This window comes from Bacillus sp. AR13-1 (genome assembly GCF_008042285.1).
Classification (GTDB): Bacteria; Bacillota; Bacilli; order Bacillales; family Bacillaceae_G; genus Bacillus_A; species Bacillus_A mycoides.
The window spans coordinates 1-24,553 of the sequence record NZ_QNUA01000036.1 but is presented as its reverse complement, the minus strand read 5'-3'; the positions used below and the strand labels follow the sequence as shown (position 1 = coordinate 24,553).

Here is a 24,553-nt window from a genome sequence, read left to right as displayed (position 1 = left end):
CTTCCACACTGAAAAGGGAAATCACTCTAAAGAAAGTGATTTCCCCTTTTTAAAATATCCCACTATAATTAAATCGGCAACATAATCTCAACAGTCGTTCCAACTCCAACTTCACTTTCAAAGTTCAATTTACCGTGGTGATCTTTAATAATTTTTTCCGTAACTACTAATCCTAAGCCTGTTCCAGTTTCTTTCGTTGTGTAAAAAGCTTCATTTAGCTTCGGAATTTTATCTTTCGGAATGCCGCATCCCTCATCTATAATTTGAACAATGATCACATCTTCCACTATAACTTTTACAGTAATAGTTCCGCCAACTGACATTGCTTCAATCGCATTTTTTATTAAATTAAAAAATACTTGTTTCAATCGTTTTTCCTCACATGTAATTGATGGTATATCTTTACTATAAATAGCATGCATTTTTATTCCTTGTTCTAAAGCTGGCTTTTCCATAACCCTGATAACATAAGAGATGATTTCTTTAATATTATACGTTTCGGATTCTACCGATTTAGATTTCTCAAACCCATTTAGTTCTGTAGCAATTGTATGAATTCGCTCTACTTCCTGTCTCATAATTTCACTATAAATTTTATCTTCTGGATATTTTTTCGCTTGCTTATTCACAAGTTTTTTCAATTTTTCTAACGGTCTTCTAATCTTATCGCCAATTACTGTCGCCATTTTTCCAACCATTGCTAATTTCTCTACATTTCGTATTTCTTTATCCATCATTTCAAGTGTACGAACGTAAGATTGGAATCTTAAAAATATAATCCAACATATAATAACAAACACGCTATATAATGCTATTGGGATAAGAACAATAAAGGATTGAACAACGAATCCCATAAGTGCATATTTTCCAACAATAGTTCCCGCAACTAACCAAAAGTACCTCTTATTCACAAATATTGGTGCAAATAAAATAAAGAATCCTTCTACTATATTCCCACCATCAAATTCCGCATCACTTCCGTAATAAATAATGAAGTTATTAATAAAATCCAATATATTATAGCCAATTAAAATAATATACTTCACAATATACGGCTTTTTCCATTTCATAAAATAAAGTCCTATAAAGAATAATCCAACCATAAAACTATATAGCCATAAACCTAATCCTTCTCCAAAAGCATCTGCTAGTTTTTGATTTTTATCTGATAAAAGGACAATAGCTTTTTCAGCAAAATCATACGCAAAAAATATAACGAAGAATAAGCTTAAAAATATTATTAATGCCTTTATCTCTTCTTTTTCAAATATATTTCCTTTTTCCATATGATAACTCCTTTAACAACACCTCTTAATCTTGTGTCACATTGCGCTCACATTTTTTCGGGAGCAGTATTTCTACTCTCGTTCCTTTCTTTACTTCACTAGAAATGTGTAATTCTCCAAGGTGCTCTGTCACAATTCGCTCTGCTACCGTAAGACCTAATCCAATTCTATCTTGCTTCGTTGTATAAAAAGCATCCTTAACTCGTCCTAAATTATCCTTTTTTATCCCAAAACCACTATCTACTATACTTACTATTACATAATCTCTTTTTTTATTTTCAACTTGTATTTTTAATGTTCCGCCATGTTCCATTGCCTCTAAAGCATTTTTAATAATATACAAAAATACTCCTTTTAATTTGCGTTTATCACATTCAATTTCGCTTCTATTTTGCTCTTCATTAAAGGTACAATTTATATTTAACTCGTTCATTTTTCCGCGCATGTTTTCTACCGCTTGTACTAAAACATCACTTACAATGTGTTTTTCATAAACAGAAGGTTTACATGCAGCAACCTCCATTAATTCACTAATCATATTATTCATATTTTCGATTTCGAGAATCATTTGTTCATATGTTGCATCTTTTTCATGTTTCTCTTTTTGTAATTGCGTAAACCCTTTTAATGAAGCAAGTGGGTTTTTAATTTCATGTCCGACTGTCGCTGCCATTTTTCCGATAACCGCCAATTTTTGTGACTGACTTGCCTCTGCAATACGTCCCTTTACTGCTGAAAGATATTGTAAAAATCGATTTAAAATAATAAATGACACGAAAAGTAACACCATATTTATAACAAGAGACATAAACAGGTTAAGTTCTCCAAATACAAATAGGTATATCATATATTTCCCTATAAGGAATGGCGCTAAGACAAATAAATATCTTTTACTCAAAAAGATCGGTACGAAGAAAATGAAAATATATTCAATTACATTCCCTTCATCAAATGCTATTGTATTATGAAAAGCATACCATCCAATATTAAAAGTCTCTGCGATCATGTATGCAAATAAATATGTATATTTAACTAAATATGCTTTTTCTCTCTCAAATAAGTAAACACTAATACCTAATATAGCCATAATATATGCAAGCTTCCATATCCCTTTATGCCAATTTGCTAAAGGCATTGTATCTTCTAATATAATCGCGTATGCAACCTCGTATACAATTAAAATAACATGTATTACCCATAAGAAAATCTTAGCGTTTTTCTTTTCTTCTTTAGCTGATAGAAAACTCTCTTCCACTTCAACACCCCTTCAAAAGAATACCATTTATTATAATAAATGATTTTCATAGACAAACAAAGATAAATTGAACAAATGAGGAAAATCAATCCATAGATAATATACTTCCCCATACCATATGTAAGCATAAAAACCATGAACAATAATACGTATAATATGGGAGGTGCTTTATATGGACGGTCGTGAAAATAAGAAGATAGAACAGTTACAATCCTTTACGAAAAACAATGAAGGAAAAGAGATGACAACGAATACGGGTGTCAAAATTTCAAATGATGAAAACTCTTTAACCGCCGGCGATCGTGGTCCTACACTTTTAGAAGATTTCCTGATGCGAGAAAAACTCGCTCATTTTGACCGTGAACGAATTCCTGAAAGAGTCGTTCATGCCCGCGGTTACGGAGCACATGGTGTTTTTGAGCTATATGATTCTTTAGAAGACTTAACAATGGCTCATTTTTTACAAGACCCATCTAAAAAGACACCTATTTTTATTCGTTTTTCTGAAGTTGCTGGATCAAAAGGTGCAAATGAAACGAACCGAGATGTACGAGGATTCGCTGTTAAGTTTTATACAGAGGAAGGAAATTTCGATTTAGTGGGTAATAACATTCCGATTTTCTTCATTCAAGATGGTATTAAATTTCCGGATCTTATTCATGCTCTTAAACCAGAGCCACATAATGAGATTCCCCAAGGACAAACAGCACACGATACTTTTTGGGACTTTATCGCCAATAATCAAGAATCAGCTGCGATGATGATGTGGATTATGTCGGATCGCACAATTCCGAGAAGTTTTCGAATGATGCAAGGGTTCGGCGTTCATACATTTCGTTTAGTTAATAAACATGGGAAGTCACGATTCGTAAAATTCCACTGGAAGCCAAAGCTTGGCGTTCACTCGTTAATTTGGGATGAAGCTCAAAAACTAGGCGGCGCTGATCCAGATTATCATCGCCGTGATTTATGGGAAAATATTAATGCCGGAAACTACCCTGAGTACGAACTTGGCGTTCAAATTTTAGAAGAAGAGGATGAATTTAAATACGATTTCGATATATTAGATGCAACAAAAATTTGGCCGGAAGAAGACTTCCCTGTTAAGATCATCGGAAAAATGACGTTAAACCGAAACGTTGATAACGTATTTGCGGAAACAGAACAAGTCGCACTGCACCCTGGAAGCATCGTCCGCGGTATCGATTTTACAAATGATCCTCTCTTACAAGGTAGACTCTTTTCTTATACAGATACACAATTAGCACGCGTCGGTACAAACTATCAAGAGTTACCGATTAATCGTCCGGTATGTCCTTTTCATAACAATCAAAGAGATGGTGCGTCTAAATATATAATTGATAAAGGAAAAGTCGCTTACCATAATAACTCTTTAGCTAATAACTCTCCCTTTACTGTACCTGGTACGAAAGGCGGTTTCGTTACATATCCTTCTACTGTTTCTGGACATAAAACAAGAGAAACAGCCGCTAGTTTTAAAGACCATTTCTCACAAGCCCGTTTATTTTGGAATAGTATGAGCCACGTCGAAAAAATCCATATTATGCAGGCCTTTTCCTTTGAATTAGGAAAAGTAAAAAGTAAATCAGTTCGCCAACAAGTCGTAGGTATGATTGGTCATATAAGTACAGAATTAGCTACTTTAGTAGCTGAAGCAGTCGGGGCAACAGTGCCAAATGTTCAAGAATCAAATGTTACAAAATCTTCACCAGCACTAAGTATGGAACATACAACATTCAGCCCAAATACATTACGAGTAGGCGTCATTGTCGCAAACGGATATGACGGTCAAAACGCACAATATATTATAAATCAATTCAAACAAGCCGGTCTTCAGCCCGTTATTATTTCCGAACGATTAGGTTTTGTGCAAGGCTCTCAAAATGGACAGTGGGAAGTGAATGATACTTTCTTAACAGGATCACCACTTCTTTATGATGGGCTACTTCTTATTGGCGGAAATATTAATGATCATTTTCTTAACAAGGCAAGTTCATTCGTCGTAGAATCGTATAATCACTTTAAGCCAATTGGCGCTTTCCAAAATGGAACTACTATTGTTCAATCTTTAAACATCGAAGGAAAACCTGGCGTTATAACAGAACAAAATCCTATCTTACTTGCGAATGAATTTATTCAGGCAATGACAAAACAGCGATTTTGGGAGAGAGCCTACTAAAATGCATGAGGAGGATACATCATGTTCGTTACAGTGGAAAAAGATGTACACATTTTTGTTGAGGATATTAACCCAGGCCCTGGAAGTAAACCTGTCTTCTTCGTTCATGGCTGGCCTTTAAATCATCAAATGTACCAATATCAATTTAATATCTTACCACAACATGGTTTCCGCTGCATCGCCATGGATATACGAGGAAACGGACAGTCTGATAAACCATGGACTGGTTACACTTATGATCGTTTAGCTGATGATATCGCAATTGTATTAGATGCACTTCAAATAGAAAATGCTACGTTAGTCGGCTTCTCAGTCGGTGGCGCTCTCTCTATTCGGTATATGTCACGATATAATGGGCGTCGTATTTCCAAACTTGCATTAGTGGATGCTGTCTCTCCTTCTTTCGTGAAAAACCAAGAATCCCCTTACGGCGTAACGAAAGAACAAGCAGATGCTCTGATTGCTCAAATGTATGTAAATTTACCTAAGTTTCTAAGTGATGTATCTTTATCATTTTTTAATAGAAACTTAGGCGCTGCCACGTTAGAATGGTTTTCTTATCTCGGTATGCAGTCCGCTTCTTATGCTCTCATCAAAATTTTGCAAGCTGCTGCAAACGAAGACGTAACGAAAGACTTAAGTAAAATTAACGTCCCAACAAAAATATTCCACGGTGTTCACGACCAACTCATCCCTTATAAAAGTGCTGAGCTAACAAAAGAGCGAATTAAAAACTCTGAACTATATCCTCTTACAAATAGTGGCCACGGCTCTCCAATCGATCAAGCGGATGAATTAAATAAGGAACTGATAAAATTTTTAAATTCATAGTTCCTTTACAGTAAAAAAAGAATTTTCCCTTACGGCAAATTCTTTTTTCTTAACTACCTTTTGCACGAGCAAATTCCACATATGACTTATTCTTCTCTTCCATTAAAAATAAAACGATAATGCGGAAAAAATGAAGAGTTGGAACAATAGTCATACAAAGAATAGATAAAAAATAAACACGCTCATCGTTAAACGTATAAATACTAACAACTCGAAATCTTGTTTGTTTATAAATCCATACAACAAATAATTGCAAACTAAAAATTAATAACAAATCTGGAACTGATTCTATTAAAATTAAACAAATTGTCCAATTATATACTAGATGAAAAATTCACATACTTCTCACAAATCAATTATTAAAACGACTCTATTTTAATTTATACTAAATGTACAAGTAATACTCCCTAAACCTAGCTTGTCTGGTTATCCCGTTAAATACTATGAAAAAAGAACTTGTATCGTATACAAGTTCTTTTTTGTCGCCTATTTAAATAATATATCCTTACTATATTGCTTTCCGATGAGTAAGTCATATTGAATAAACTCATATTGCTTTAACATTTCTTTTTGTTTTTCTGTTAAACTTTTTATTGCTTCTCCGTCTTTTCCTATCTTCAATTCATCACGAAGTACGGGAATTTCTCCATATAACTTCGATAAAAATTGATAGAACGGTACCTTATTTAATCCAGCATAATCAAAGACAAGATTTGAAAAATAGATTGGACTTACTAAACCTAAATTGTCATTTGGCATATCAAAATTTGCATACATTAATAACGGCGTTTGCGCCATCGCTAATCGTTCACTTGGCGTTTTTTCATTTGTTATATAACCAGTCTCTTTATAAAGAGATTTATTTGTTCCTAGTGATGGGAGATGGTCCCCAAAGAATACTAATAATGTAGGTCTATCTAAATTATCTAGCTCCTCTATTAAATATTGAAGAGCTTCATCTGAACGTCTTAACCCTTCTGTATAAGTCTCTAATTCAGCCTTCGACTCTTCATTTTCTAATCCACTAATCTCTATTTGATTTTCACCAAATCTTCCTTCTGTAAATGGAAAATGATTTTGCATCGTAACTGCATGAACAAACGTAGGTTTCTTTTGCTTCTCTAATTCAGCTATTATCTCTTTACTCATAGATAGATCGCTAATATAATCTCCATCAACTTCTACATTTTCCATCGTATCTTGTGCATTAAACTTATCAAATCCTAACACTTTATATACATCATCCCGTTTAAAGAATGAGCGACCGAACGAATGAATTGCACTTGTATAATACCCTTCTTTTTTCAATGCTCGAGGAATTGATGGAATTTCTTTCTTATTTGTAACGACTTGCTGATATGGTATAGAGCCTGGTTTTAACAAACTCATTGAATAACTCGTTAATGCCTCAAATTCAACGTTTGCAGTATTTCCTCCAAATGCAGGAGAAATAGTTTGTCCACCAGGAAAACTTTCTATATAATGATGCAAATTAGGTAAAGGATCTTCACTAAAGGACAGGTTCGTTAACTTCGTTGGATCCCAAAACGATTCACTCATTACAAAAATAATATTCGGTTTCTCTTTTTGCTTCTGCGCCCCTATATTGCTACTATATTGTTTCTTTATATCGTTTGCTATTTGAAGCATATTTTCTTTTGAATAATCTTTCGGCTTTTCAATGACTGTCGTATCTAAATTACTTATAAATCCTAGCACAAAACCATTTGAAGCATAATTTTCATTTTGATTCCACAAAACGAACTCTATACCTGACTTTTGAAACCATTTATTCATAAACGTATTCGTAAAATTACCATACACATATAATATAAAAACGGATCCTACTACTAATAAGGCTCTTACTCCTGGATGAATCTTTACACTTTGAATATATTTTCTAATATATATCCCCGCTATAATACAAGCTACAATACTTACGATAACGACAAAAATATAACTCCAACTAAAATATTCCATCACCATCGGTATAACAGATTGCATATGTCCAATCTGTGTAAAATCAGAAGGATATAGTGGGTCTCCCCTAAAAACAATTTTGAAGTGATTTACAATAGCCAAAATGATTAGCAAAATGCTTGTCAAAATAGTACTCAAAAAAACTTTTCCAAGTACGTTGTACACCAAAACATATATTGCATAAATTACAATTAAACTAAATATAAACTGTGCGTTATAATTGTAAATCCAATTCAGTGTATTTACGAGATTCATATTATTTTGCATAAAAATAAAAAGAAAAGTAACCGCATGAGCTACTAAAAACATTCTAATATAAATCCGAATAATCGGTTTAAATTTATTAACTATACCTTTATTTAAATACGCAACATATAGTAGTGCAACCCACATCAAAATTGTCATTATACTTAAAACAATTTTTTGATTTAACATATCTTTCATCGCATCTAAACTAAAATATTTTAAAATCAAGAAAAGTGTGGGTACAACATATAAGGTTACTAAACCACTTAAAACCGCTGAAATTAATATACTTCTTCTTGGCTGATGAAATGAATAATTATCCCTCAATTCACTCCCTCTTTTCTGTTTATTAATTTCACCCCGCACCGTAAAAACAGTTGCTATTAAGATAACATACTTCATGCATTTCGTCTTCACACTGGATTCTACTATAACTGTAGTTTCTTAATTCTCCCTTAATCAACAGTTAATTTTTGGAATACCAACTATTCATTCTTAAAAAACTAAATTCCTTCATTCCACTTTATGATATAATAACTATGTTTTGGAAAACCTTAATACTAATATGGTTTTATCATGAAAATACGAAGGAAATAATAAAAAGGGAGATGCTCATTTTTGTTAAATAAGTTTAAAAATTTGCCTAAAGCGGTATATGTAATTTTGGCACTTTCTTTCCTGTTGCATGTTTTTTGTCTAGTAAAACAGCCAGGATTAAATGGAGAAGTAGTCAAAGTAACATATGGTGCATATGATGCGTTCAACTATTCGTTAACAGCTGAACAGCTATTAAAACACGGTGTCTTTGGATATGTTTATTTGGAGCCTAGTGAAGTTCCTGGAAAAAATGCATACATCACACCAGGTCAGCCACTATTATTAGCTGGCGCTATGATTATTTCTGATGTTACATCACTTCCTTACTATTACGTGGCAACCGTCATTAATATGATACTGAACCTCGGCACAGTGTTATTAGTATTCTTAATAGGAAAAGAGTTATTTGAAAAGAATATTTATGGAATTGTCGCAAGTATTTTATATGCTATTTATCCAAGTAACTATACATACTTCCGTACGTTATTAACCGAAGTTCCTTCAATATTCTTATTAACGTTAAGTATATATGTATTTGTTCTCGCATGGAAATATAATAAAGTGAAATTCCATATATGGTTCGGAATTGTCGTTTCCATTTTACTTATGTTCCGTCCAAATCCAGCTCCAATGATGCTCATTCCTGTTCTTGTCGTCTTGTTCACATATGGATTTAAAGACTCAATTCGAATTGGATTATTATGGCTCATTGGCCCGTTCTTTATTATCGGTGCCTGGGTTGTTCGTAACTATTTAGCGTTCAATCAATTTATCTTATTCTCAACGCAAGGTGCGGACCCATTAATTGCCGGTGCGGATCCATTTAACAAAATCGGCTATGAAAATGTAGTTAACCAAATGAAGGCCCAGGGTTTAGAAGATAAAAATGCATACGCAAAAGATTTAATCAAAAATGGATTTAAAACGGACTTCACATATTGGTTCTCGTGGTTCACTGTTGGTAAAACAATTGAATTATTCAAAACAGCTCCTGCTGTAGACCAATACCATATTCATAAATTTATGCAAATGTGTCATAAAGTCTTCATCATAGGCACATTCTTGAGCAGTTTCTGCTGCATGCTAAATTCATTTAAACATAAACGCGTTATGATGCTAGTAGCAAGTTCTGTTATTTACATCATCTTCTCAAACTTATTCTTAGCGATTAATCGCTACGGATTTTTCATTAACCCTCTTATGTGCTTAATTCTTGCATACGGGTTAGTTTACGCTGTGCAGAAGCTTCCATTTTTCCGCACTAGTCAAGCATAATAAAAAAAGAGGTCGTCCAATAACACTTTGAACACGTCCTATTTGTCCATCTTGTAATCGGACTTTAATTCCGTACGTATGTGTTTCCGTGTTTGTTAAAATATCTTTCACAACACCGCTCACTGTTTTACTATAATCTTTATCTAATTGAATAACTACATGTGAACCAACCGAAATTTGTGATCTTGTCGGTTTCCCACCTCTTGCTTCTGTTGTTTTTTCTTGTTTCTGTGTTCTCTCTTGTTGTGCCGACTGCTGTTGCTGAGCCTTCTGCTCTTCTTGCTTACGTTTCTCTTCCTCTACTCTTTGCTGCTCTTCTTGCTTACGTTTTTCTTCCTCTACTCTTTGTTGCTCTTCTTGCTTACGCTTTTCTTCTTCTATTTTTTGTTGCTCTTCTTGCTTACGTTTCTCTTCCTCTACTCTTTGCTGCTCTTCCTGCTTACGTTTTTCTTCCTCTTCCTTTTGCTGCTCTTCTTGTTTGCTTTCCTCTTCTACCTTCTTATCTTCTTCAACTTTCTTCTCATCTATTTTCTGTTCTTCCGCTACCTTCAGCTTTTCCTCTTCATCTTTACAAGCTGTTAAAACAACTACACATAAGCCCGTAAGTAAAAATAATAATAATTTTTTTAACATTAAAAAATCCTCCTATATATACATTACAAATAATGACCTTTAATAGAATAACAAATATGTATGAATCCCTTTGTCGTAATTTGTCGTATATATTGGATTTTCCATGTAACACTACATGCTCCAAATAGAGAAGAACCTGTCGTGTGACAGGTTCTTCTCGTTATTTATTAGGATACGATGATTAGCATGTTTACTATACAAGAGGAAGCATCCATATTTTCCATATGATACTTACGATTACTATAAGTACAAAATCAAACAAATCTAATCTCGGACCCTTTTTCATAGTCATGTCTAGCCACATATAAATCCATTTCATTTCCTTATATTTATGAATATTTTTCTTTGCGAATCGGTAAGTAAGCACTCGCATGATGTAAATTCCAATTACGCAAATAAGCAATAAGATGAGAAATTCAAATACAAAATTCCTCCCTATTTTTGAAGCGTTCTTTCTACTATACGGTTCTTCAAAACCCATTCCTCAAACTGAGCACTTCCAAATTCCCAGCTCAAATCACGAGCATGTACAGAAAAAACGTAATAACCAGCATATTCGTCCATAAACCGACCTGTCTCTATCTCCTCTTTCTGAAGACCGTATACTCCAAAATTAAAATACACATCCCACACGTCTTCATGCTTCCTCTTATAAGCAATCGATTCCATATCACATTCAGTTCCGAAATAATCAAGATGTAAATGTACGCTATCATCGTATTCGTAATCCATTTTATCACCCCTTATATTTGTACTTCTTTACTACCCAAAAAATTCCTGCTATATATACTCACATATGGGCACTTACCTACATATTATGCTTGTAGATTGACTTCTAGGAGGTGTCATATAGTGAAAAAATTAATAACCGTTTTTTGCATCATGTTACTAGCTGTTTTCACATTCGCTGCTTGTAGTAGTACAAAGGAAAGTACGAAAGAACAAGCTCAAAAAATTCGCGTTGGCGAAGTTACACACTCTCTTTTCTACGCACCATTATATGTTGGAATTGAAAAAGGATTTTTTAAAGATGAAGGCTTAAATATTGACTTACAAACAACAGCTGGCGGAGATAAAACGATGACCACCCTTTTATCTGGCGGAATTGATATTGCTCTCGTTGGTTCAGAAACGTCTATTTATGTTCATCAACAAGGAGCAAAAGATCCTGTCATTAATTTTGCACAGCTTACACAAACAGATGGCACATTTTTAGTTTCCCGTAAAAAATTAGACTCTTTTAATTGGAACGACGTAAAAGGCGTTACGTTTTTAGGACAGCGTAAAGGCGGCATGCCGCAAATGGTTGGTGAATACGTTTTAAAGAAAAATGGCATTGACCCTCGCAAAGATACGAACTTAATTCAAAATATCGAGTTTGCTAATATTGCAAATGCCTTTGCATCTGGTACGGGAGAATTTGTACAGCTCTTTGAACCGACTGCAAGTATACTTGAAAAAGAAGGAAAAGGTTATATCGTCGCGTCTTTCGGAGCTGAATCTGGTACTGTCCCTTATACAACGTTTATGGCAAAAGAAAGTTTCTTAAAGAAAGATAAAGCTGCTGCAGAAAAATTCACGCGCGCACTATATAAAGCACAGCAATGGGTTGATACACATAGTCCAGAAGAGATTGCCGATGCCGTTTCACCACTATTTAAAGACACTTCAAAAGACATTTCAGTAAAAGTAATTGAGCGCTACAAAAAACAACATTCTTATGCGACAAATCCATTATTAGATGATGCAGAATGGAAACAACTCCAAACGATTATGAAAGAATCTGGTGAATTACAAAAAGAAGTTCCACATGAAGCGCTCGTCAATACAAAAATTGCCGAAAGCGTTATTAAGAAATAGAGGCGAAGTGTATGAGCTTTTTACAAATACGTAACGTTTCTCACTGCTTTTTTGCAAAAGAAAATGCCAAACTTATTCTTGAAGATATGAGTTTGCAAGTAGACGAAGGCGAATTTATTTCAATCCTTGGTCCAAGTGGTTGCGGAAAAACAACGCTCCTCTCCATCATCGCAGGTCTACTCGATCCAATTGAAGGTATCGTATTTTTAGATGGTGAACCGATTACAAGTAAGACCCCCTCTATGGGCTATATGCTCCAGCAAGATTACTTGTTTCCGTGGAAAACAATTGAAGAAAATATTATGCTCGGACTTCATATTCGGAAGGTTTATGATGAAAATACGAAAGAACATACATTAAAGCTTTTAAAACAAGTCGGCCTATATGATATAGAACAGCAATACCCTCGTGAACTATCCGGTGGTATGCGCCAACGTGCTGCACTCGTTCGAACATTAGCGACCGACCCAAAAATTTTATTGTTAGATGAACCATTTTCCGCTCTTGATTATCAAACAAAATTAAAACTAGAAGATCTCGTCTTCACATTACTACGTAACTATAAGAAAACATCCCTACTTGTGACACATGATATTGAAGAAGCAATTGCGATGAGTGATCGTATTTATTTACTGCAGGCGAACCCTGGAAAAATCGCAAAAACATTCATCGTCCCAGAAAGTATCCGTTCCTTATCGCCGTTAGAAGCACGCCACCACCATGACTTCCCATCCCTCTTCCAAGAAATATGGAAGGAGCTGGAACGACTTGGATAATATAAAACAACTACATGAACAGTTTCGAAAAAAAGAAAGACAACATGCATGGTTAGCTCGCTCTTTACAACTTGTACTTCTTGTTCTTTTCTTTGCACTATGGGAAATAGCTAGTAAAAAAGAATGGATTGATCCTTTACTCTTTAGTTCTCCTTCAAGTATTTGGGATCTCTTTTTAACGAAATGGATTGACGGTTCACTTTTGGTCCACATATGGACGACATTACTTGAAACAGGAGTAGGTTTTATTCTCGGAACTGTACTTGGAGCTATTATTGCTACTCTCCTTTGGTGGATGCCACTTTTGGCCCGCGTACTTGATCCTTATCTCGTCGTCCTAAATGCAATGCCAAAAGTTGCACTCGGTCCAATCATCATTGTTATTTTCGGTCCAAATATTTCATCCTCTATCGCAATGGGGGTAATCATCTCTATCATCATTACCATTCTCGTTATTTACAGCGCATTTCAAGAAGTCGATTCCAACTATATTAAGGTCATGGACACATTTGGCGCAAATAAATGGCAATGCTATAAGCACGTTATTCTCCCTTCATCTTTCCCTGCAATTATTTCAACGTTAAAAGTGAATGTTGGCTTATCATGGGTCGGTGTTATTTTCGGGGAACTCCTCGTTTCTAAACAAGGACTTGGCTATTTAATTAGCTACGGATTCCAAGTCTTTAACTTCACACTCGTCTTGCTCAGTGTATTGCTCACTTGCGTCCTCGCAACTCTTATGTATGTATTTGTCGAGGCATTTGAAAAACTCCTTATTGGAAAACGAAAAAAAAGCTGACTTAGAGCGATATGCTAGAGTCAGCTTCTTTCTTCTACCTTTTATCACACATTTTCGAATCATCTGCAATATTCCCATTAGCAACCGTAACTGTATGGAAACAATCTTTCACACGCACCGTAACGACATTATCTTTTCGATCAATAATATGATAATCATTAAACTCTTTATTTAATGCACTACGAATTTGCTCCCCTTCAAAAATCGGAAAACCGTGAGACATTACCCAAATGAGACCAGCAACAGCAAGAATCGTTTTCATACGTTTCATTACCTCCTCGAGAGTAAACTTATAGCCCCTATACTATGCGCATTATAATTGTGTCTAATTTGTGACGTTTTTATACTAATTCTATTTTAATGATTCAGTTCCTTCTTCTTTTTTTAAAAAAGACAGAATTTTCAATTTTATCAACATGAAGAAACGCAAAGAACTACAATTCTTCACGTTTTCCCTTGGCTAAAATATATCGAACACATAATTCGCATTAGTGTCCACTTGGTTGTTCCATCGTTTTCGACACATTATATAACCCAGCTAACACTTCCGCTCTCATTTTTACAAGCTCGGAGAATTGATAGAAGAAGGCAATTTTTTTATATTTTAATTCTGTTCCTTCTTTCACCTTTTTTGAATCTTGTAAAATAAACGCTGTAAATGTATCCGCAATATCCTCTGCTACATTTGTCGTCCCATACAGTGAAACAAACTCACCATGCTTTTCCTTAAAAAATTCAATTTGAGCTTCTTCGCTTTCTTCCACTTTCTTTTCTGTCCACTCCTGGTCAATTGGTTTCCAGAAAGAATTATAAAATTGATTTATATAAGAGCTCTCCTTCGCACATCCTTCTTGTAAGAAAAGAGATTTACATTTATTTTGGTATGATGAAATATCTTTATCTTCTTCAAAAGCCTTTAAGTACTTTTCATTTACTGGTATTTGTTTATGTCCCAGTGTCAATACGTGAGCCGTCTCATGTATTAATGTTTTCATCACTTGATCGATATTTACTGCAGAATCAAGCGTATCTAAGCTAATGGTCCACTCTTTCGGATACTCCATACTCGGCATAACATGAGCGACAATTCCATCGTATCCATCTGTTACCATATCAAACTCTTTTATGTCAGTGCGATACTTAGCAGGAATAAGCGTGCTATACATCTCCCATAACGATTCATGATAATCCCTATCTTGACGTTGCTTTAATACTTCTTCTTTCGCGTCCTTATCCTCCGCAAAAGCCTTATTCAATCGTTTGCGATCTAGTTTATCGAAATAAGGATCTACAATTTCATCACCATCAATATAATAAGAAGCTAAAAAGAAATAATTTTCATCATCCTTTTTTTTCATTTCTGCTTCTTTCATATCGTTACTTGAATGTCCTTCTAAATCATAATCCTCTAGTACTTCAAGTTCTGAAAGTCCATCTATCTTTTTATATACTTTTTGAAGTGTTTTATCACCTATTTGTGTGCATTCTTCTGTCGTTTCGCACACATCTTTTTTCTCTCTTTTCGAAGTTTGCTCCGACATATCACATCCAGCTACTAAGCCCATTGAAATCATAAAACACATTAACTTGCCATACAGTTTCTTCATACGTCCCTCCATTATTCCATTCTACAAAAATATCATAATCATTTTTTAACGAATATGCGATAATTAATTATAAAAACTGTATGGAGGTTTCCCATGATTCGAGCAGTCTTATTTGACTTAGATGGAACACTATTAGATCGTCGTCAATCTTTAGAGCAATTTATTCGTGATCAATATAATCGCTTCGCCTTTCATTTGATAAACATAGAAAAATTCGAGTATTGCTCTCGTTTTCTCGAACTCGACAATAATGGTTACACGTGGAAAGATAAGGTATATTCCACTCTCCTTTGCGAATACAACATTACCACTTTAACGCAAGAGCAACTGCTGCACGACTACATTACAAACTTCCAACATCATTGTATTCCTTTCCAAAACATGCATGAACTACTTCAACAATTAAAACAGCGAAACATTAAAATTGGTATTATTACAAACGGCTTTACTAAATTTCAGATGAGCAACCTTCGAGCACTAAACATACATACGTATACAAGCACGATTCTTGTTTCAGAAGCAGAAGGAATTAAAAAGCCTCACCCTGAAATTTTCGAACGGGCTTTACAAAAGCTAAACGTAAAAGCAGAAGAATGCCTTTACGTTGGGGACCATCCAGAAAATGATGTGCTTGGTTCTGAACAAGTAGGGATTCTTGGCGTTTGGAAGAGAGATTCATTTTGGGGTGACTTTGAACATTCACGTGTGGTGGATGATTTGTTAGAGGTGCTTTCGTTTTTAGAGGTGGAGAGAAAAACAAGACGATAGTAAATGAAATTTCACTTTATCAGCGATTCAACAAGAAACATCGGCTTACCGACAAAAGCTGACAAACAAAAAAGAGGCCATTTTTCAAAAATGCCTCCTCTTCCTTTATTATTCATATACTGTAAACTGCGGTTTGCTCGGATGATCTTTAACTAGCGCATCATCTGGAAACTTTGAAACTTTTTTATATAAAGCAATGTCACCGATACAACCTGCTGTTAGTAGAATCCCTAAAAATGAGAGTGGCTCCAGATTCATAGCTAATCCCAATACAATTGGTAAAATTCCAGTTGGTAAAAACGGAAGCATTAACACTGTCTTCATTTTCTTTACTGTAATCACCTGTTTAGAATGAGCATATGCAGCACCTAATTTCCAATTGACGCCCCATTTTAGTTCACTCCACGGAACACCTCCGATATAACGAAATCCAATTAAATGTATTGCCTCATGAATACAAACGAGAATAATCATTCCAATAATCAAAAGAAACATAATCGGCAATGTAATTTCAATTTGAAACTCACCTGAAAAAAGCGCATGTAAATAACCAATTCCAATCGCCAGAGCAAATATTATAAAAAATGAATAAATATTTAATTTAACCATTGAAACAGAGACAGTTGTTTCTTTTCTGTTATCCACCTTTTCACCTCCTAAAATGTAAATATATCTTTACAAAATTGTATAATATACCCAAAATAATATAAAGATATATTTACATTTTGAACATAAAAAAAGAAACCGGCCATTTTACTTCGTAAAACAGCCGATTTCTTCTATATGTTTCATCGTACGCGCTAATACATCATCGCGCATAATAAAGCTAAATTTTCTATCAGTTTTAATATTATCAGGAATGTCTTTTAATAACACAGACCCTTTCGTTTCTTCGTAATGCGTATGTTGCTCTACCGCACTAATTGTTGCAAAATAAATGTTTTTAATGATTATTTTGTCTTTTCCGGATACTTTGTATTGCCCTAAGTAAGTTAAATCAGAAACTATGCCGCCGGTTTCCTCATGAACTTCTCGAACTGCCGCTTCTTCCGGTGTTTCCCCGAGTTCTACTTTACCACCTGGAAATTCAAGACCACGGCGTAAATGATGCGTTAATAACCATTGATCCCCGTACCGGCATACAACCCAAACATGCTTTGGCTCAGGAGAAAATGGGTAACGTTCAAACGATAATTGTACAGTGTTGTGGTAATAATCTTTAAATTTGTACATGCCATTACTCCCCTATTGATGATTACAAGTTTTTCCTACCACAAATTGTAGCATATTCTCGCTTTTCTGCATAATATTATCCAATTACAATCCATTGATTATTCCCATTTGTGCGACTAATTCTTTCGTTTCATGATTCCCTAGATCATAAATCATTTTATATGCTTTTTGTAGTTGTTCATCATATCGATCATTATTCGAATCGTGATGATACTCAACGAATGGAACGTGAGAGCGTACATACGAACCTAAGTCCTCTTCATACGCTTGATCAAAATACTCTCTTAACTCCGTAATCTCTTCGTCATTTGCATAAATTTCAAAATTATACGTATCCGCCGTCTTCACTTGCGAAATTTGACCATTTCCAACTGATATATAATATGTTTTTTTATTCTCCATGTAACACCCTTCTTTCATCCTTTTAATTTCTATTGTTTTCATCAATTACAAAATTATGTAAAATAAAGAAAAGGAGGGATTTCATGCTCAAAATATTAATTATCGGCATTATAATCGTACTGATCGTATTAGTACTCTCCGTTATGACGATTAATAAAGGCTATTCTTACAAACATTCGATTGATAAACCAGAAGATAACCCTTATACAAAAAACAGTAAAGAGCATTCATAATATACTACGCATTTTAATCGCACTCAGTGTCATCATCATATCCGCTATTAGTTTACTGACAGGTCAAAATAACTTTCTACCACTTTCACAATTTCTATTAGGAGCTTTAATGTTTCTCATCGCAATTGAGCAAATAAAAAAGAAGGATTCAGGAACCGGATTTATTTGCATTGTTGCTGGTGCTTTCATTTGGCTTGTTTTTATCATTACCTACATAAAATAGAGGAGGGTCTTTTATGCTGAAAGGATTACGGATTACTTTATCACTTATTGCTTTATCTATAGCAATCTATAGCTTTTTTACTGGTAATCGGGAAATCATGCCTTATATGTTCATCTTTTTAGGGGGGATGGCTTTCATTATTAGTATAGAGGAAATCTTAAAACAGCAAAAAGGTGGTAGCATACTTGCTCTGTTAGCAGGAGCTGTTGCTTTATTTCTTGGCTTCTCAGAAATATTTCGATAAATAGTCTCTTTAAAGGAGGAATTCGATGCTAACTGGAATACGCTATTTTTTCATGCTTCTCACAATCTCTCTTTGCACTTATTCTCTTGCTACCGATAATTTCACACTTCTCCCATACATGCAATTTGCTCTCAGTTGTTTCTTTATTCTTCTAGGAATTAATGAACTGAAATCCGGAAGAAAATCAATGGGTATCTCGCATTTTTTCGTTTCTATTCTTATGCTCTTCATTGTAATATCGAACTACCTTCGTTACATGTAGAATGAAACTTTAAATACCAACTACGAACTGTTATTACATTGAAGGCTAATTTAAAACTACAAGAAGATAGGTGGTAGTATGCTAAAAACATTTCGCATCATATCCGCTCTTATTGTCATCTCTCTCGCTCTATATGGAATATCTACAAACCCGCTTGTTACGATGCCCTATATGCTTATTGCCTTATCTATTATGACTTTCATCATGAGCGCAGAAGAAAAACAGAAAGGAAAGAAAGTACATAGTACACTCTCCTTCTTTTCTGGCGTATTTACTTTAATCGTCGCTATTATAATTATTATCTCCAGGTAACTAACTCTTTCTACTTAAAAGGGGCTAAAATGCACATAAAACAAATACAACTAATCATCGTTTTTATTACTTTGATTCTATGTTTATACAGTACATTTACAATGCCATACAAATCTTTTCACCTACCATTTGTATGGCATTTTAGTAGGAATTGAGATGATTCAAAAGCAGTAAAAGCAAATTGGAGCTATTAGCATCGGTTTAAGTATGTTTACCATTATTTTTGTCATTCCATTTATACTGTTCTTCTAAAGGAGGATTTCATGTTAAAAAACATTCGAATTATACTAGCGACTATCGCTCTTATTCTCGCCCTATTTAGCCTCTTTTCAAACTTCTCTATGCTTTTACCATTCGTATTTATCCTTTTAAGTATTATGTTTATCCTTTTTGGAATTGATGAAATAAAAGAGCGGCAAAAAGCAAAAGCATTTGTTTATTTTCTCGGTTCTGCCTTTATTTTATATGTTGGGGTGTCTAGTCTACTTTCATAAAAAAAGAAGAGCAGATTTTGCTCTTCTTTAACTCACTACTTTCAATCCAATAATCGTCCCCATAATCCCAACGATACAAATAATCCGAAAAGCGTTTTTAGGTTCTTGAAAGAATAAAATACCGACAACTGCTGCCCCGAGCGTTCCGATTCCAGTCCAAACTGCATATGCGATGGATAACTGAATTTCTTGAAGCGCCATCGTTAAAAATTGAAAACTAATAATAAAACCACCTATTAAAATAATATTATTCGTCCAACTATTATTTTTTGCTACTTTCTTTATCCCAATTACACCGACAATTTCAAAGAGCCCAGCTATAATTAAATACATCCATGCCATTTTATTTCACCTCTTCCTTGTCGCCACTAAATTTCAATCCGATAATAAATAATGCTAATAAACAAACAAGGAAAATTTTAATAAACGAAAATGGCTCTTTAAAATATAAAATATCTACTACTATCGTTCCCACTGTCCCAATTCCAGTAAATACTGCATATGCCGTTCCAATTGGGATTCTTTTAGTTGCTTCAATTAATAGATGAAAGCTAGATAAAATTGCAATAAGTGTCAAAATACTCATCGAATTTGTTTTTAATCCTGTTGCCCAATATATTTCGATTAAGCCTCCAAATACTAAATACAGCCACGCCCTATTTGTACTAATCTCCTTTTTCTTTTTCACTTCTTCTTTTACCTCTTGTCGCATTTCTTGTTTTGAAGAGCTACGTTTCTTTTTCGGAAAAAGAATGTAAGACATCGCCCATATAAAATGAATCATAAGTACCGATGTCCAAACACTGACAATGGTATTAATAGTTTCATTTTTATAAAAGCCTATTTGTTTATTCAAAATCCATTCTTTCATATGAAGAATATAAGATCCACTTGGTAACTCTTGAGCTGGTACAAGCCCATCGCTATCAAGCTAAGAAAAGTAAATACCCCCAGAACGAAATTTTGTGCTAACTTGTAGCAAAAAAGCTCATTTTTTTATTTTGGGGTAATTCGGAATTCTTAAGTTGATGGACATGTGGCGGTACCCCATCACCATCAAGCTAAGAAAAGCAAATACCCGAAAATGAGAAAATTGACGTCTCCAGATTAAAACGTACAATTTTCTCGTTTTGGGGGTATTTTAAAATTTCAACTTGATGATGGGGTATGCCCTACTAAACATAAAGTTCGATTCTCTTTTTATCACTTTTTTTAAAAGTACTCGCTGCAATTGTTTTTCCTATTTTTAATTTTTACTAAACAAAGATAACATTATAGCTTTAACTCTTTAAACACTTTGTTACCTGTATACTAATTTTAGTAAGATATTCCTCCTTATTATTAGTTCTTAATGGATTGTAGAAGTAATCTTCATAGGCATTTCCTTCAATAACATAGCCCTCTGATTTGATAAATTCCGTGATATTGTGGTATGCGGATTCAATATCTTTATAAGATCCTTGGTGATAATATATGACATAAATTCCTCCTGGTTTTGATTGACCTGTTTCTAAATCACTATAACAAAATAAGTGATCTACCTCCTCATATCTTTCTTGAATCAGGCTCTCTCTTGTTATCACAGATCCAATAGGAGCAGGAACAAACAAGCCTATTTGCTTGCTAAAATGTTTTACCCAATCGAAATCGGTCATGCTATTTTTCGAATTTACATCGCTTAAGAAAATAGATTTTTTCTGTGTCTTTTGGATATAAACCTTCCCAACTTCAACGTTTTTTCTTTCTTCTTCCATTGAAATAATACCCTTAAAGAAACGACGAATTTGAATTAATTTCTCAATTTCTTCTTCCACCAGAACTGTCTGCTGTTTTGCCATTTCAACAAGTTTGTAAGTGTTGGGAGAATTAAGATATTCTTTTAGTTCCTCAATCGAAACTCCCACTTTCCGAAGAGATTGGAGTGTTGAGAATGTATTAATTTGATCGTAGGTATAATATCGATAACCATTGGGAAGTTTACCGGCAGGTTTAAAAAGATTGATTCTATCATAATAAAACAAGGTGTCTTTTTTCACCCCAAAATAACTAGCAAATTCTCCTGTACTTAAGGTTTTAAGGTTTTTTCTCTCCAAGTTAAAAACTCCTCTTGACTATAGACTAACTCCACACTTCATACTAGCATAAGCAAACGCATGTTAATACAGGAGGTTTTTATTATGGATTATTTTCACCCCCTCGTCTGGCAGCTGCTCGGTGGTACGACCTTCGCCCGCACAGCTAGCTTTATGACGATACCATTTTTAGCACTTTATTTACAAAATGATTTACATGCCTCACCAATTATGATTGGTTTAGCAGTCGGTATTTCACAATTGACTGCGACATTTGGTGGCTTCTTCGGTGGTTTCTTTACTGACCGGTTTGGCCGAAAAAAAATTATCATCATATCGATGTTCTGTTGGAGTATAGTCTTTTATGGCTTTGCATTCGCAAACTCTGTTTGGATATTCGTTCTATGCAATGCTCTCAACGGTATCTGTCGTGCATTTTTTGAACCAGCTTCACAAGCTTTGATGATTGACTATACTGACGAAGATAGGCGTCGTCGCCTATTTTCAATTCGATATACTGCCATCAATTTATCAGCTGTGATCGGCCTTTTGCTCGGTATTGTCATTTCAAAAGCATCATCAATAAGTTTTCCATTCCTTATTACTGCAACGATGTACTTATTGTATGCGATTTTCTTAGTCATCACTTTACGACGTATAGAGGAGCAGAATACGGTCAATGTTACGCAAGATATTGGCGACTTGATGCGTGTTCTTTTACAAGATAGCACACTTATGTTGCTCATTATTGCGAGTGTTATTTGCAATTTCGTATATATGCAAACAGAGGCAACAATGCCACAATTGCTTAATTTAACTATGGCAGACGGAGTAGCATTATATTCAGTTCTAATTGTGATTAATGCTGCAACAATCGTAATTCTTCAATTGCCACTCGGCATTTTAAGCGAAAAAGTAGCAATCAAAACAAGTCTTATTTTCGGGGGCGGACTATTAGCACTTGGTATGTTAATCTTCCACTTCGCTGATAATTGGACACTTTTTATTGTCGGTATGGTTGTGTTCTCACTTGGTGAAATTTTTGTTTTCCCAATGACGAGTGCTATAGTCGAAATGATTGCACCCGCGCATCAAAAAGCAACATATCTTGGTTTTATGCAATTTCAAAACTTAGGTGGCTTCTTAGGCCCAGTGCTTGGTGGCTGGTTGATTATCCATTTTGCACCACAATTGTATTTGGTGATGGTTAGCCTATGCTTAGTAGTTATTATTTGCTACATAGCAGCTTTACGTGGCAAATCATTTCGAATGTCTTAATACAAATAAAAACTGTGACTACATGAGGTACGGTCACATTACCATAAAGCTAAGGTTTCACACTATTCATTAAGCAAAAAAGACGTTATTCTTACTGTAGAATTATAGGAAAGGATGGCGTTTTTTGTATGTCTAATTCTGTATCTGACGACTTACAATTATTTGCACAGGAGATAAAGAGTCTTTTATCCCCAAATACCTTACAGAATCTAGCTAGAGATGTTGGATTTGTACAGCGAACAAGTAAGTATCAAGCACAAGAGTTAGTAGCTTTATGCGTATGGCTAAGCCAAAGTGTAGCAAAAACTTCCTTAACCCAGTTATGTAGTTGTTTAGAAGTATCAACAGAAGTACTCATCAGTCCTGAAGGACTAAATCAAAGATTTAACGCCGCAGCCGTCCAGTTTCTACAACAAGTTTTAGCCAAACTTCTAAACCAAAAGTTATCTTCAGCTAAGCTAATTTCTTCTCCATATACTTCTATTTTCAAGCGTATTCGTATCTTAGATTCAACTGCATTTCAACTCCCGGATATATTTTCATCGGTTTATCCAGGTGCAGGAGGATGCAGCCATACAGCTGGGATAAAAATTCAGCTTGAGTATGATTTGTTAAGCGGACAGTTCCTACATATTCATACAGGTCCAGGTAAACAACATGATCGCACTTACGGCTCTCTGTGTGCCCCAACTGTGGCAGCGAATGATTTATGTATCCGAGATTTAGGTTATTTTCATTTAAAAGACCTTCAATATATACAAGATCAAGAGGCCTACTATATTTCTCGTATCAAGTCGAATACACGTATTTATCAAAAAAATCCTAACCCTGATTATTTTCAAGATGGAAGAATTAAGAAAGGTACAGAGTATATACAGTTAGATATGGAGACGGTAATGAACTCCCTTCAGCCAGGACAAACATGGGAAATAGCTAATGCTTATGTAGGAATGATTGATAAAGTGTCAGCTCGTGTAATTGTCCATCGATTAACAAAACAACAGCAACAAAAACGATTACAAGATCAAGCTGTAAGAGAAAAAAAGAAAGGAATGAAGTATTCTCCTCGTAGTAAACGACTCAGTGGTATCAATGTATATATGACAAACACTTCTACAGATATTGTCCCGATGGGACAGGTACATGACTGGTATTCTTTGCGTTGGCAAATCGAAATTTTATTTAAAACGTGGAAGTCATTCTTTCAAATCCATCATTGTAAAAAGATAAAATCAGAACGATTGGAGTGCCATTTATATGGCCAATTGATTGCCATTCTACTCTGTTCTTCTATCATGTTTCAAATGCGCCAATTGCTCCTCATGAAGAAAAAACGAGAGCTTAGTGAGTATAAAGCCATATATATGATTAAAGACTATTTTCTTCTTCTATTCCAAACTATACAAAAAAACACCCAAGAGCTATCAAAGGTGTTACTCCGCCTGTTCAATCTCCTACAGCAAAACGGGCGGAAATCTCATCGATATGAGAAAAAAACGGTCTTTGATATATTAGGTGTCGTTTACAATTGTACCATGTCTGATAATCAAGCCGCTTAATTCAAAAAAGTGAAACCCGTTAGGGTTTATTTCGTATGCAAATCTTTCAATCACCTACACTTGCCCTTTAGAAAAAGAAACAATCTCGCCTAAAATTGACTTTGCATAAGCTTAGCTTGATAGCGATG

The 24,553-nt window shown here is 34.7% G+C and carries 28 protein-coding genes and 2 pseudogenes; 15 read left to right on the top strand and 15 right to left on the bottom strand.

Annotated elements, in window-relative coordinates; genetic code table 11:
• Positions 1-68: 68 nt before the first annotated feature.
• The gene (locus DN408_RS23115) at positions 69-1,286 is read right to left on the bottom strand and encodes an ATP-binding protein (RefSeq protein ID WP_002143485.1); all 1,218 of its coding nucleotides are present in this window, start codon (positions 1,284-1,286) and stop codon (positions 69-71) included.
• Between the two features lie 25 nt (positions 1,287-1,311).
• Positions 1,312-2,541, bottom strand: coding sequence for an ATP-binding protein (locus tag DN408_RS23110; protein WP_002167513.1), 1,230 nt, complete (start codon positions 2,539-2,541; stop codon positions 1,312-1,314).
• A 172-nt stretch (positions 2,542-2,713) separates the two neighbouring features.
• Between DN408_RS23110 and DN408_RS23105 the strand changes: the two genes are divergently transcribed.
• Positions 2,714-4,741: a catalase gene (locus DN408_RS23105; RefSeq protein WP_003193647.1), complete on the top strand. Its 2,028-nt coding sequence runs from the start codon at positions 2,714-2,716 to the stop codon at positions 4,739-4,741.
• A 21-nt stretch (positions 4,742-4,762) separates the two neighbouring features.
• Positions 4,763-5,572, top strand: a complete 810-nt coding sequence (locus tag DN408_RS23100) for an alpha/beta fold hydrolase (protein ID WP_050000949.1) — start codon at positions 4,763-4,765, stop codon at positions 5,570-5,572.
• A gap of 49 nt (positions 5,573-5,621) precedes the next feature.
• Here the strand turns inward: DN408_RS23100 and DN408_RS23095 are convergent, their stop codons facing one another.
• Positions 5,622-5,870 (bottom strand): hypothetical protein, encoded by a 249-nt coding sequence (locus tag DN408_RS23095; protein ID WP_255449148.1) that lies wholly within the window; start codon positions 5,868-5,870, stop codon positions 5,622-5,624.
• 188 nt (positions 5,871-6,058) lie between these two features.
• A complete protein-coding gene (locus DN408_RS23090) occupies positions 6,059-8,125 on the bottom strand; it encodes an LTA synthase family protein (protein ID WP_002184787.1) in 2,067 nt (688 codons plus the stop codon).
• Positions 8,126-8,416: 291 nt separating this feature from the next.
• Between DN408_RS23090 and DN408_RS23085 the strand changes: the two genes are divergently transcribed.
• Positions 8,417-9,670: a glycosyltransferase family 39 protein gene (locus tag DN408_RS23085; protein ID WP_050000948.1), complete on the top strand. Its 1,254-nt coding sequence runs from the start codon at positions 8,417-8,419 to the stop codon at positions 9,668-9,670.
• Between the two features lie 21 nt (positions 9,671-9,691).
• On the opposite strand, the pseudogene DN408_RS23080 reads toward DN408_RS23085, so the two are convergent.
• The 3 genes and pseudogenes from DN408_RS23080 to DN408_RS23070 form a co-directional block, all read right to left on the bottom strand.
• Positions 9,692-10,303: pseudogene (locus DN408_RS23080) on the bottom strand (YwbE family protein); the annotation flags it as partial.
• A gap of 193 nt (positions 10,304-10,496) precedes the next feature.
• The gene (locus DN408_RS23075) at positions 10,497-10,784 is read right to left on the bottom strand and encodes a hypothetical protein (RefSeq protein WP_147740407.1); all 288 of its coding nucleotides are present in this window, start codon (positions 10,782-10,784) and stop codon (positions 10,497-10,499) included.
• Positions 10,739-11,035 (bottom strand): DUF3986 family protein, encoded by a 297-nt coding sequence (locus DN408_RS23070; RefSeq protein ID WP_002089138.1) that lies wholly within the window; start codon positions 11,033-11,035, stop codon positions 10,739-10,741. The genes DN408_RS23075 and DN408_RS23070 overlap by 46 nt, the downstream gene beginning before the upstream one ends.
• 120 nt (positions 11,036-11,155) lie before the next feature.
• Here DN408_RS23070 and DN408_RS23065 point away from each other — a divergent pair, with 120 nt between their 5' ends.
• The 3 genes from DN408_RS23065 to DN408_RS23055 are packed head-to-tail and all read left to right on the top strand — an operon-like array spanning position 11,156 to position 13,738.
• On the top strand, positions 11,156-12,163 hold the full coding sequence (locus DN408_RS23065) for an ABC transporter substrate-binding protein (protein WP_002089139.1): 1,008 nt from the start codon (positions 11,156-11,158) through the stop codon (positions 12,161-12,163).
• Positions 12,164-12,174: 11 nt separating this feature from the next.
• Positions 12,175-12,939: an ABC transporter ATP-binding protein gene (locus DN408_RS23060; protein ID WP_002015726.1), complete on the top strand. Its 765-nt coding sequence runs from the start codon at positions 12,175-12,177 to the stop codon at positions 12,937-12,939.
• A complete protein-coding gene (locus DN408_RS23055; protein ID WP_002129566.1) occupies positions 12,932-13,738 on the top strand; it encodes an ABC transporter permease in 807 nt (268 codons plus the stop codon). Before DN408_RS23060 ends, DN408_RS23055 begins: the two co-directional genes overlap by 8 nt.
• A gap of 34 nt (positions 13,739-13,772) precedes the next feature.
• On the opposite strand, the gene DN408_RS23050 is transcribed toward DN408_RS23055, so the two are convergent.
• The gene (locus DN408_RS23050) at positions 13,773-14,000 is read right to left on the bottom strand and encodes a hypothetical protein (protein WP_002129567.1); all 228 of its coding nucleotides are present in this window, start codon (positions 13,998-14,000) and stop codon (positions 13,773-13,775) included.
• A 226-nt stretch (positions 14,001-14,226) separates the two neighbouring features.
• On the bottom strand, positions 14,227-15,345 hold the full coding sequence (locus DN408_RS23045; protein ID WP_002129569.1) for a hypothetical protein: 1,119 nt from the start codon (positions 15,343-15,345) through the stop codon (positions 14,227-14,229).
• Positions 15,346-15,438: 93 nt separating this feature from the next.
• Between DN408_RS23045 and DN408_RS23040 the strand changes: the two genes are divergently transcribed.
• Entirely contained in the window at positions 15,439-16,113 is a 675-nt protein-coding gene (locus DN408_RS23040) for an HAD family hydrolase (RefSeq protein WP_002143495.1), read from the top strand.
• 108 nt (positions 16,114-16,221) lie between these two features.
• Here the strand turns inward: DN408_RS23040 and DN408_RS23035 are convergent, their stop codons facing one another.
• The 3 genes from DN408_RS23035 to DN408_RS23025 all read right to left on the bottom strand — a co-directional run bounded on the left by DN408_RS23035 (position 16,222) and on the right by DN408_RS23025 (position 17,748).
• Entirely contained in the window at positions 16,222-16,758 is a 537-nt protein-coding gene (locus tag DN408_RS23035) for a DUF3267 domain-containing protein (protein ID WP_050000943.1), read from the bottom strand.
• Between the two features lie 108 nt (positions 16,759-16,866).
• On the bottom strand, positions 16,867-17,346 hold the full coding sequence (gene mutTA, locus DN408_RS23030) for an antimutator 8-oxo-(dGTP/GTP)ase (RefSeq protein ID WP_002015736.1): 480 nt from the start codon (positions 17,344-17,346) through the stop codon (positions 16,867-16,869).
• Between the two features lie 84 nt (positions 17,347-17,430).
• A complete protein-coding gene (locus tag DN408_RS23025; RefSeq protein WP_002089150.1) occupies positions 17,431-17,748 on the bottom strand; it encodes a hypothetical protein in 318 nt (105 codons plus the stop codon).
• 83 nt (positions 17,749-17,831) lie between these two features.
• Here DN408_RS23025 and ytzI point away from each other — a divergent pair, with 83 nt between their 5' ends.
• The 6 genes and pseudogenes from ytzI to DN408_RS22995 all read left to right on the top strand — a co-directional run bounded on the left by ytzI (position 17,832) and on the right by DN408_RS22995 (position 19,516).
• On the top strand, positions 17,832-17,981 hold the full coding sequence (gene ytzI, locus DN408_RS23020; RefSeq protein WP_002129575.1) for a YtzI protein: 150 nt from the start codon (positions 17,832-17,834) through the stop codon (positions 17,979-17,981).
• The gene (locus tag DN408_RS23015) at positions 17,974-18,204 is read left to right on the top strand and encodes a DUF3953 domain-containing protein (RefSeq protein ID WP_048517047.1); all 231 of its coding nucleotides are present in this window, start codon (positions 17,974-17,976) and stop codon (positions 18,202-18,204) included. Before ytzI ends, DN408_RS23015 begins: the two co-directional genes overlap by 8 nt.
• 13 nt (positions 18,205-18,217) lie before the next feature.
• Positions 18,218-18,448 (top strand): DUF3953 domain-containing protein, encoded by a 231-nt coding sequence (locus DN408_RS23010; protein ID WP_002089156.1) that lies wholly within the window; start codon positions 18,218-18,220, stop codon positions 18,446-18,448.
• A gap of 340 nt (positions 18,449-18,788) precedes the next feature.
• Positions 18,789-19,022: a hypothetical protein gene (locus DN408_RS23000; RefSeq protein ID WP_002129577.1), complete on the top strand. Its 234-nt coding sequence runs from the start codon at positions 18,789-18,791 to the stop codon at positions 19,020-19,022.
• 29 nt (positions 19,023-19,051) lie between these two features.
• Positions 19,052-19,274, top strand: a pseudogene (locus DN408_RS32550) (hypothetical protein).
• Between the two features lie 11 nt (positions 19,275-19,285).
• The gene (locus DN408_RS22995) at positions 19,286-19,516 is read left to right on the top strand and encodes a YczI family protein (protein WP_098636428.1); all 231 of its coding nucleotides are present in this window, start codon (positions 19,286-19,288) and stop codon (positions 19,514-19,516) included.
• A 27-nt stretch (positions 19,517-19,543) separates the two neighbouring features.
• Here DN408_RS22995 and DN408_RS22990 read toward each other — a convergent pair whose 3' ends face one another.
• From DN408_RS22990 to DN408_RS22980, 3 genes are all read right to left on the bottom strand, one after another.
• On the bottom strand, positions 19,544-19,858 hold the full coding sequence (locus tag DN408_RS22990) for a DMT family transporter (RefSeq protein ID WP_002129581.1): 315 nt from the start codon (positions 19,856-19,858) through the stop codon (positions 19,544-19,546).
• A gap of 1 nt (position 19,859) precedes the next feature.
• Positions 19,860-20,387: a DMT family transporter gene (locus tag DN408_RS22985; protein ID WP_234816605.1), complete on the bottom strand. Its 528-nt coding sequence runs from the start codon at positions 20,385-20,387 to the stop codon at positions 19,860-19,862.
• Positions 20,388-20,796: 409 nt separating this feature from the next.
• Entirely contained in the window at positions 20,797-21,609 is an 813-nt protein-coding gene (locus DN408_RS22980) for a MerR family transcriptional regulator (RefSeq protein ID WP_000440177.1), read from the bottom strand.
• Between the two features lie 84 nt (positions 21,610-21,693).
• Between DN408_RS22980 and DN408_RS22975 the strand changes: the two genes are divergently transcribed.
• Together DN408_RS22975 and DN408_RS22970 are read left to right on the top strand one after the other, a co-directional pair.
• Positions 21,694-22,866, top strand: coding sequence for an MDR family MFS transporter (locus DN408_RS22975; RefSeq protein WP_000384374.1), 1,173 nt, complete (start codon positions 21,694-21,696; stop codon positions 22,864-22,866).
• 128 nt (positions 22,867-22,994) lie between these two features.
• Positions 22,995-24,425 (top strand): IS4 family transposase, encoded by a 1,431-nt coding sequence (locus DN408_RS22970; protein WP_147740406.1) that lies wholly within the window; start codon positions 22,995-22,997, stop codon positions 24,423-24,425.
• Positions 24,426-24,553: the final 128 nt, after the last annotated feature.

Bases quoted from the DNA above. Each gene is read 5' to 3' on its own strand.
- ytzI (WP_002129575.1), top strand. From the start codon at position 17,832: ATGCTCAAAATATTAATTATCGGCATTATAATCGTACTGATCGTATTA.
- DN408_RS23040 (WP_002143495.1), top strand. From the start codon at position 15,439: ATGATTCGAGCAGTCTTATTTGACTTAGATGGAACACTATTAGATCGT.
- DN408_RS23115 (WP_002143485.1), bottom strand. From the start codon at position 1,286: ATGGAAAAAGGAAATATATTTGAAAAAGAAGAGATAAAGGCATTAATA.
- DN408_RS23060 (WP_002015726.1), top strand. From the start codon at position 12,175: ATGAGCTTTTTACAAATACGTAACGTTTCTCACTGCTTTTTTGCAAAA.
- DN408_RS23070 (WP_002089138.1), bottom strand. From the start codon at position 11,035: ATGGATTACGAATACGATGATAGCGTACATTTACATCTTGATTATTTC.
- DN408_RS22970 (WP_147740406.1), top strand. From the start codon at position 22,995: ATGTCTAATTCTGTATCTGACGACTTACAATTATTTGCACAGGAGATA.
- DN408_RS23000 (WP_002129577.1), top strand. From the start codon at position 18,789: ATGCTAAAAACATTTCGCATCATATCCGCTCTTATTGTCATCTCTCTC.
- DN408_RS23010 (WP_002089156.1), top strand. From the start codon at position 18,218: ATGCTGAAAGGATTACGGATTACTTTATCACTTATTGCTTTATCTATA.
- DN408_RS23025 (WP_002089150.1), bottom strand. From the start codon at position 17,748: ATGGAGAATAAAAAAACATATTATATATCAGTTGGAAATGGTCAAATT.
- DN408_RS22985 (WP_234816605.1), bottom strand. From the start codon at position 20,387: ATGAAAGAATGGATTTTGAATAAACAAATAGGCTTTTATAAAAATGAA.
- DN408_RS23050 (WP_002129567.1), bottom strand. From the start codon at position 14,000: ATGAAAACGATTCTTGCTGTTGCTGGTCTCATTTGGGTAATGTCTCAC.
- DN408_RS23100 (WP_050000949.1), top strand. From the start codon at position 4,763: ATGTTCGTTACAGTGGAAAAAGATGTACACATTTTTGTTGAGGATATT.
- DN408_RS23045 (WP_002129569.1), bottom strand. From the start codon at position 15,345: ATGAAGAAACTGTATGGCAAGTTAATGTGTTTTATGATTTCAATGGGC.
- DN408_RS22990 (WP_002129581.1), bottom strand. From the start codon at position 19,858: ATGGCATGGATGTATTTAATTATAGCTGGGCTCTTTGAAATTGTCGGT.
- DN408_RS22995 (WP_098636428.1), top strand. From the start codon at position 19,286: ATGTTAAAAAACATTCGAATTATACTAGCGACTATCGCTCTTATTCTC.
- mutTA (WP_002015736.1), bottom strand. From the start codon at position 17,346: ATGTACAAATTTAAAGATTATTACCACAACACTGTACAATTATCGTTT.
- DN408_RS23075 (WP_147740407.1), bottom strand. From the start codon at position 10,784: ATGGGTTTTGAAGAACCGTATAGTAGAAAGAACGCTTCAAAAATAGGG.
- DN408_RS22975 (WP_000384374.1), top strand. From the start codon at position 21,694: ATGGATTATTTTCACCCCCTCGTCTGGCAGCTGCTCGGTGGTACGACC.
- DN408_RS23105 (WP_003193647.1), top strand. From the start codon at position 2,714: ATGGACGGTCGTGAAAATAAGAAGATAGAACAGTTACAATCCTTTACG.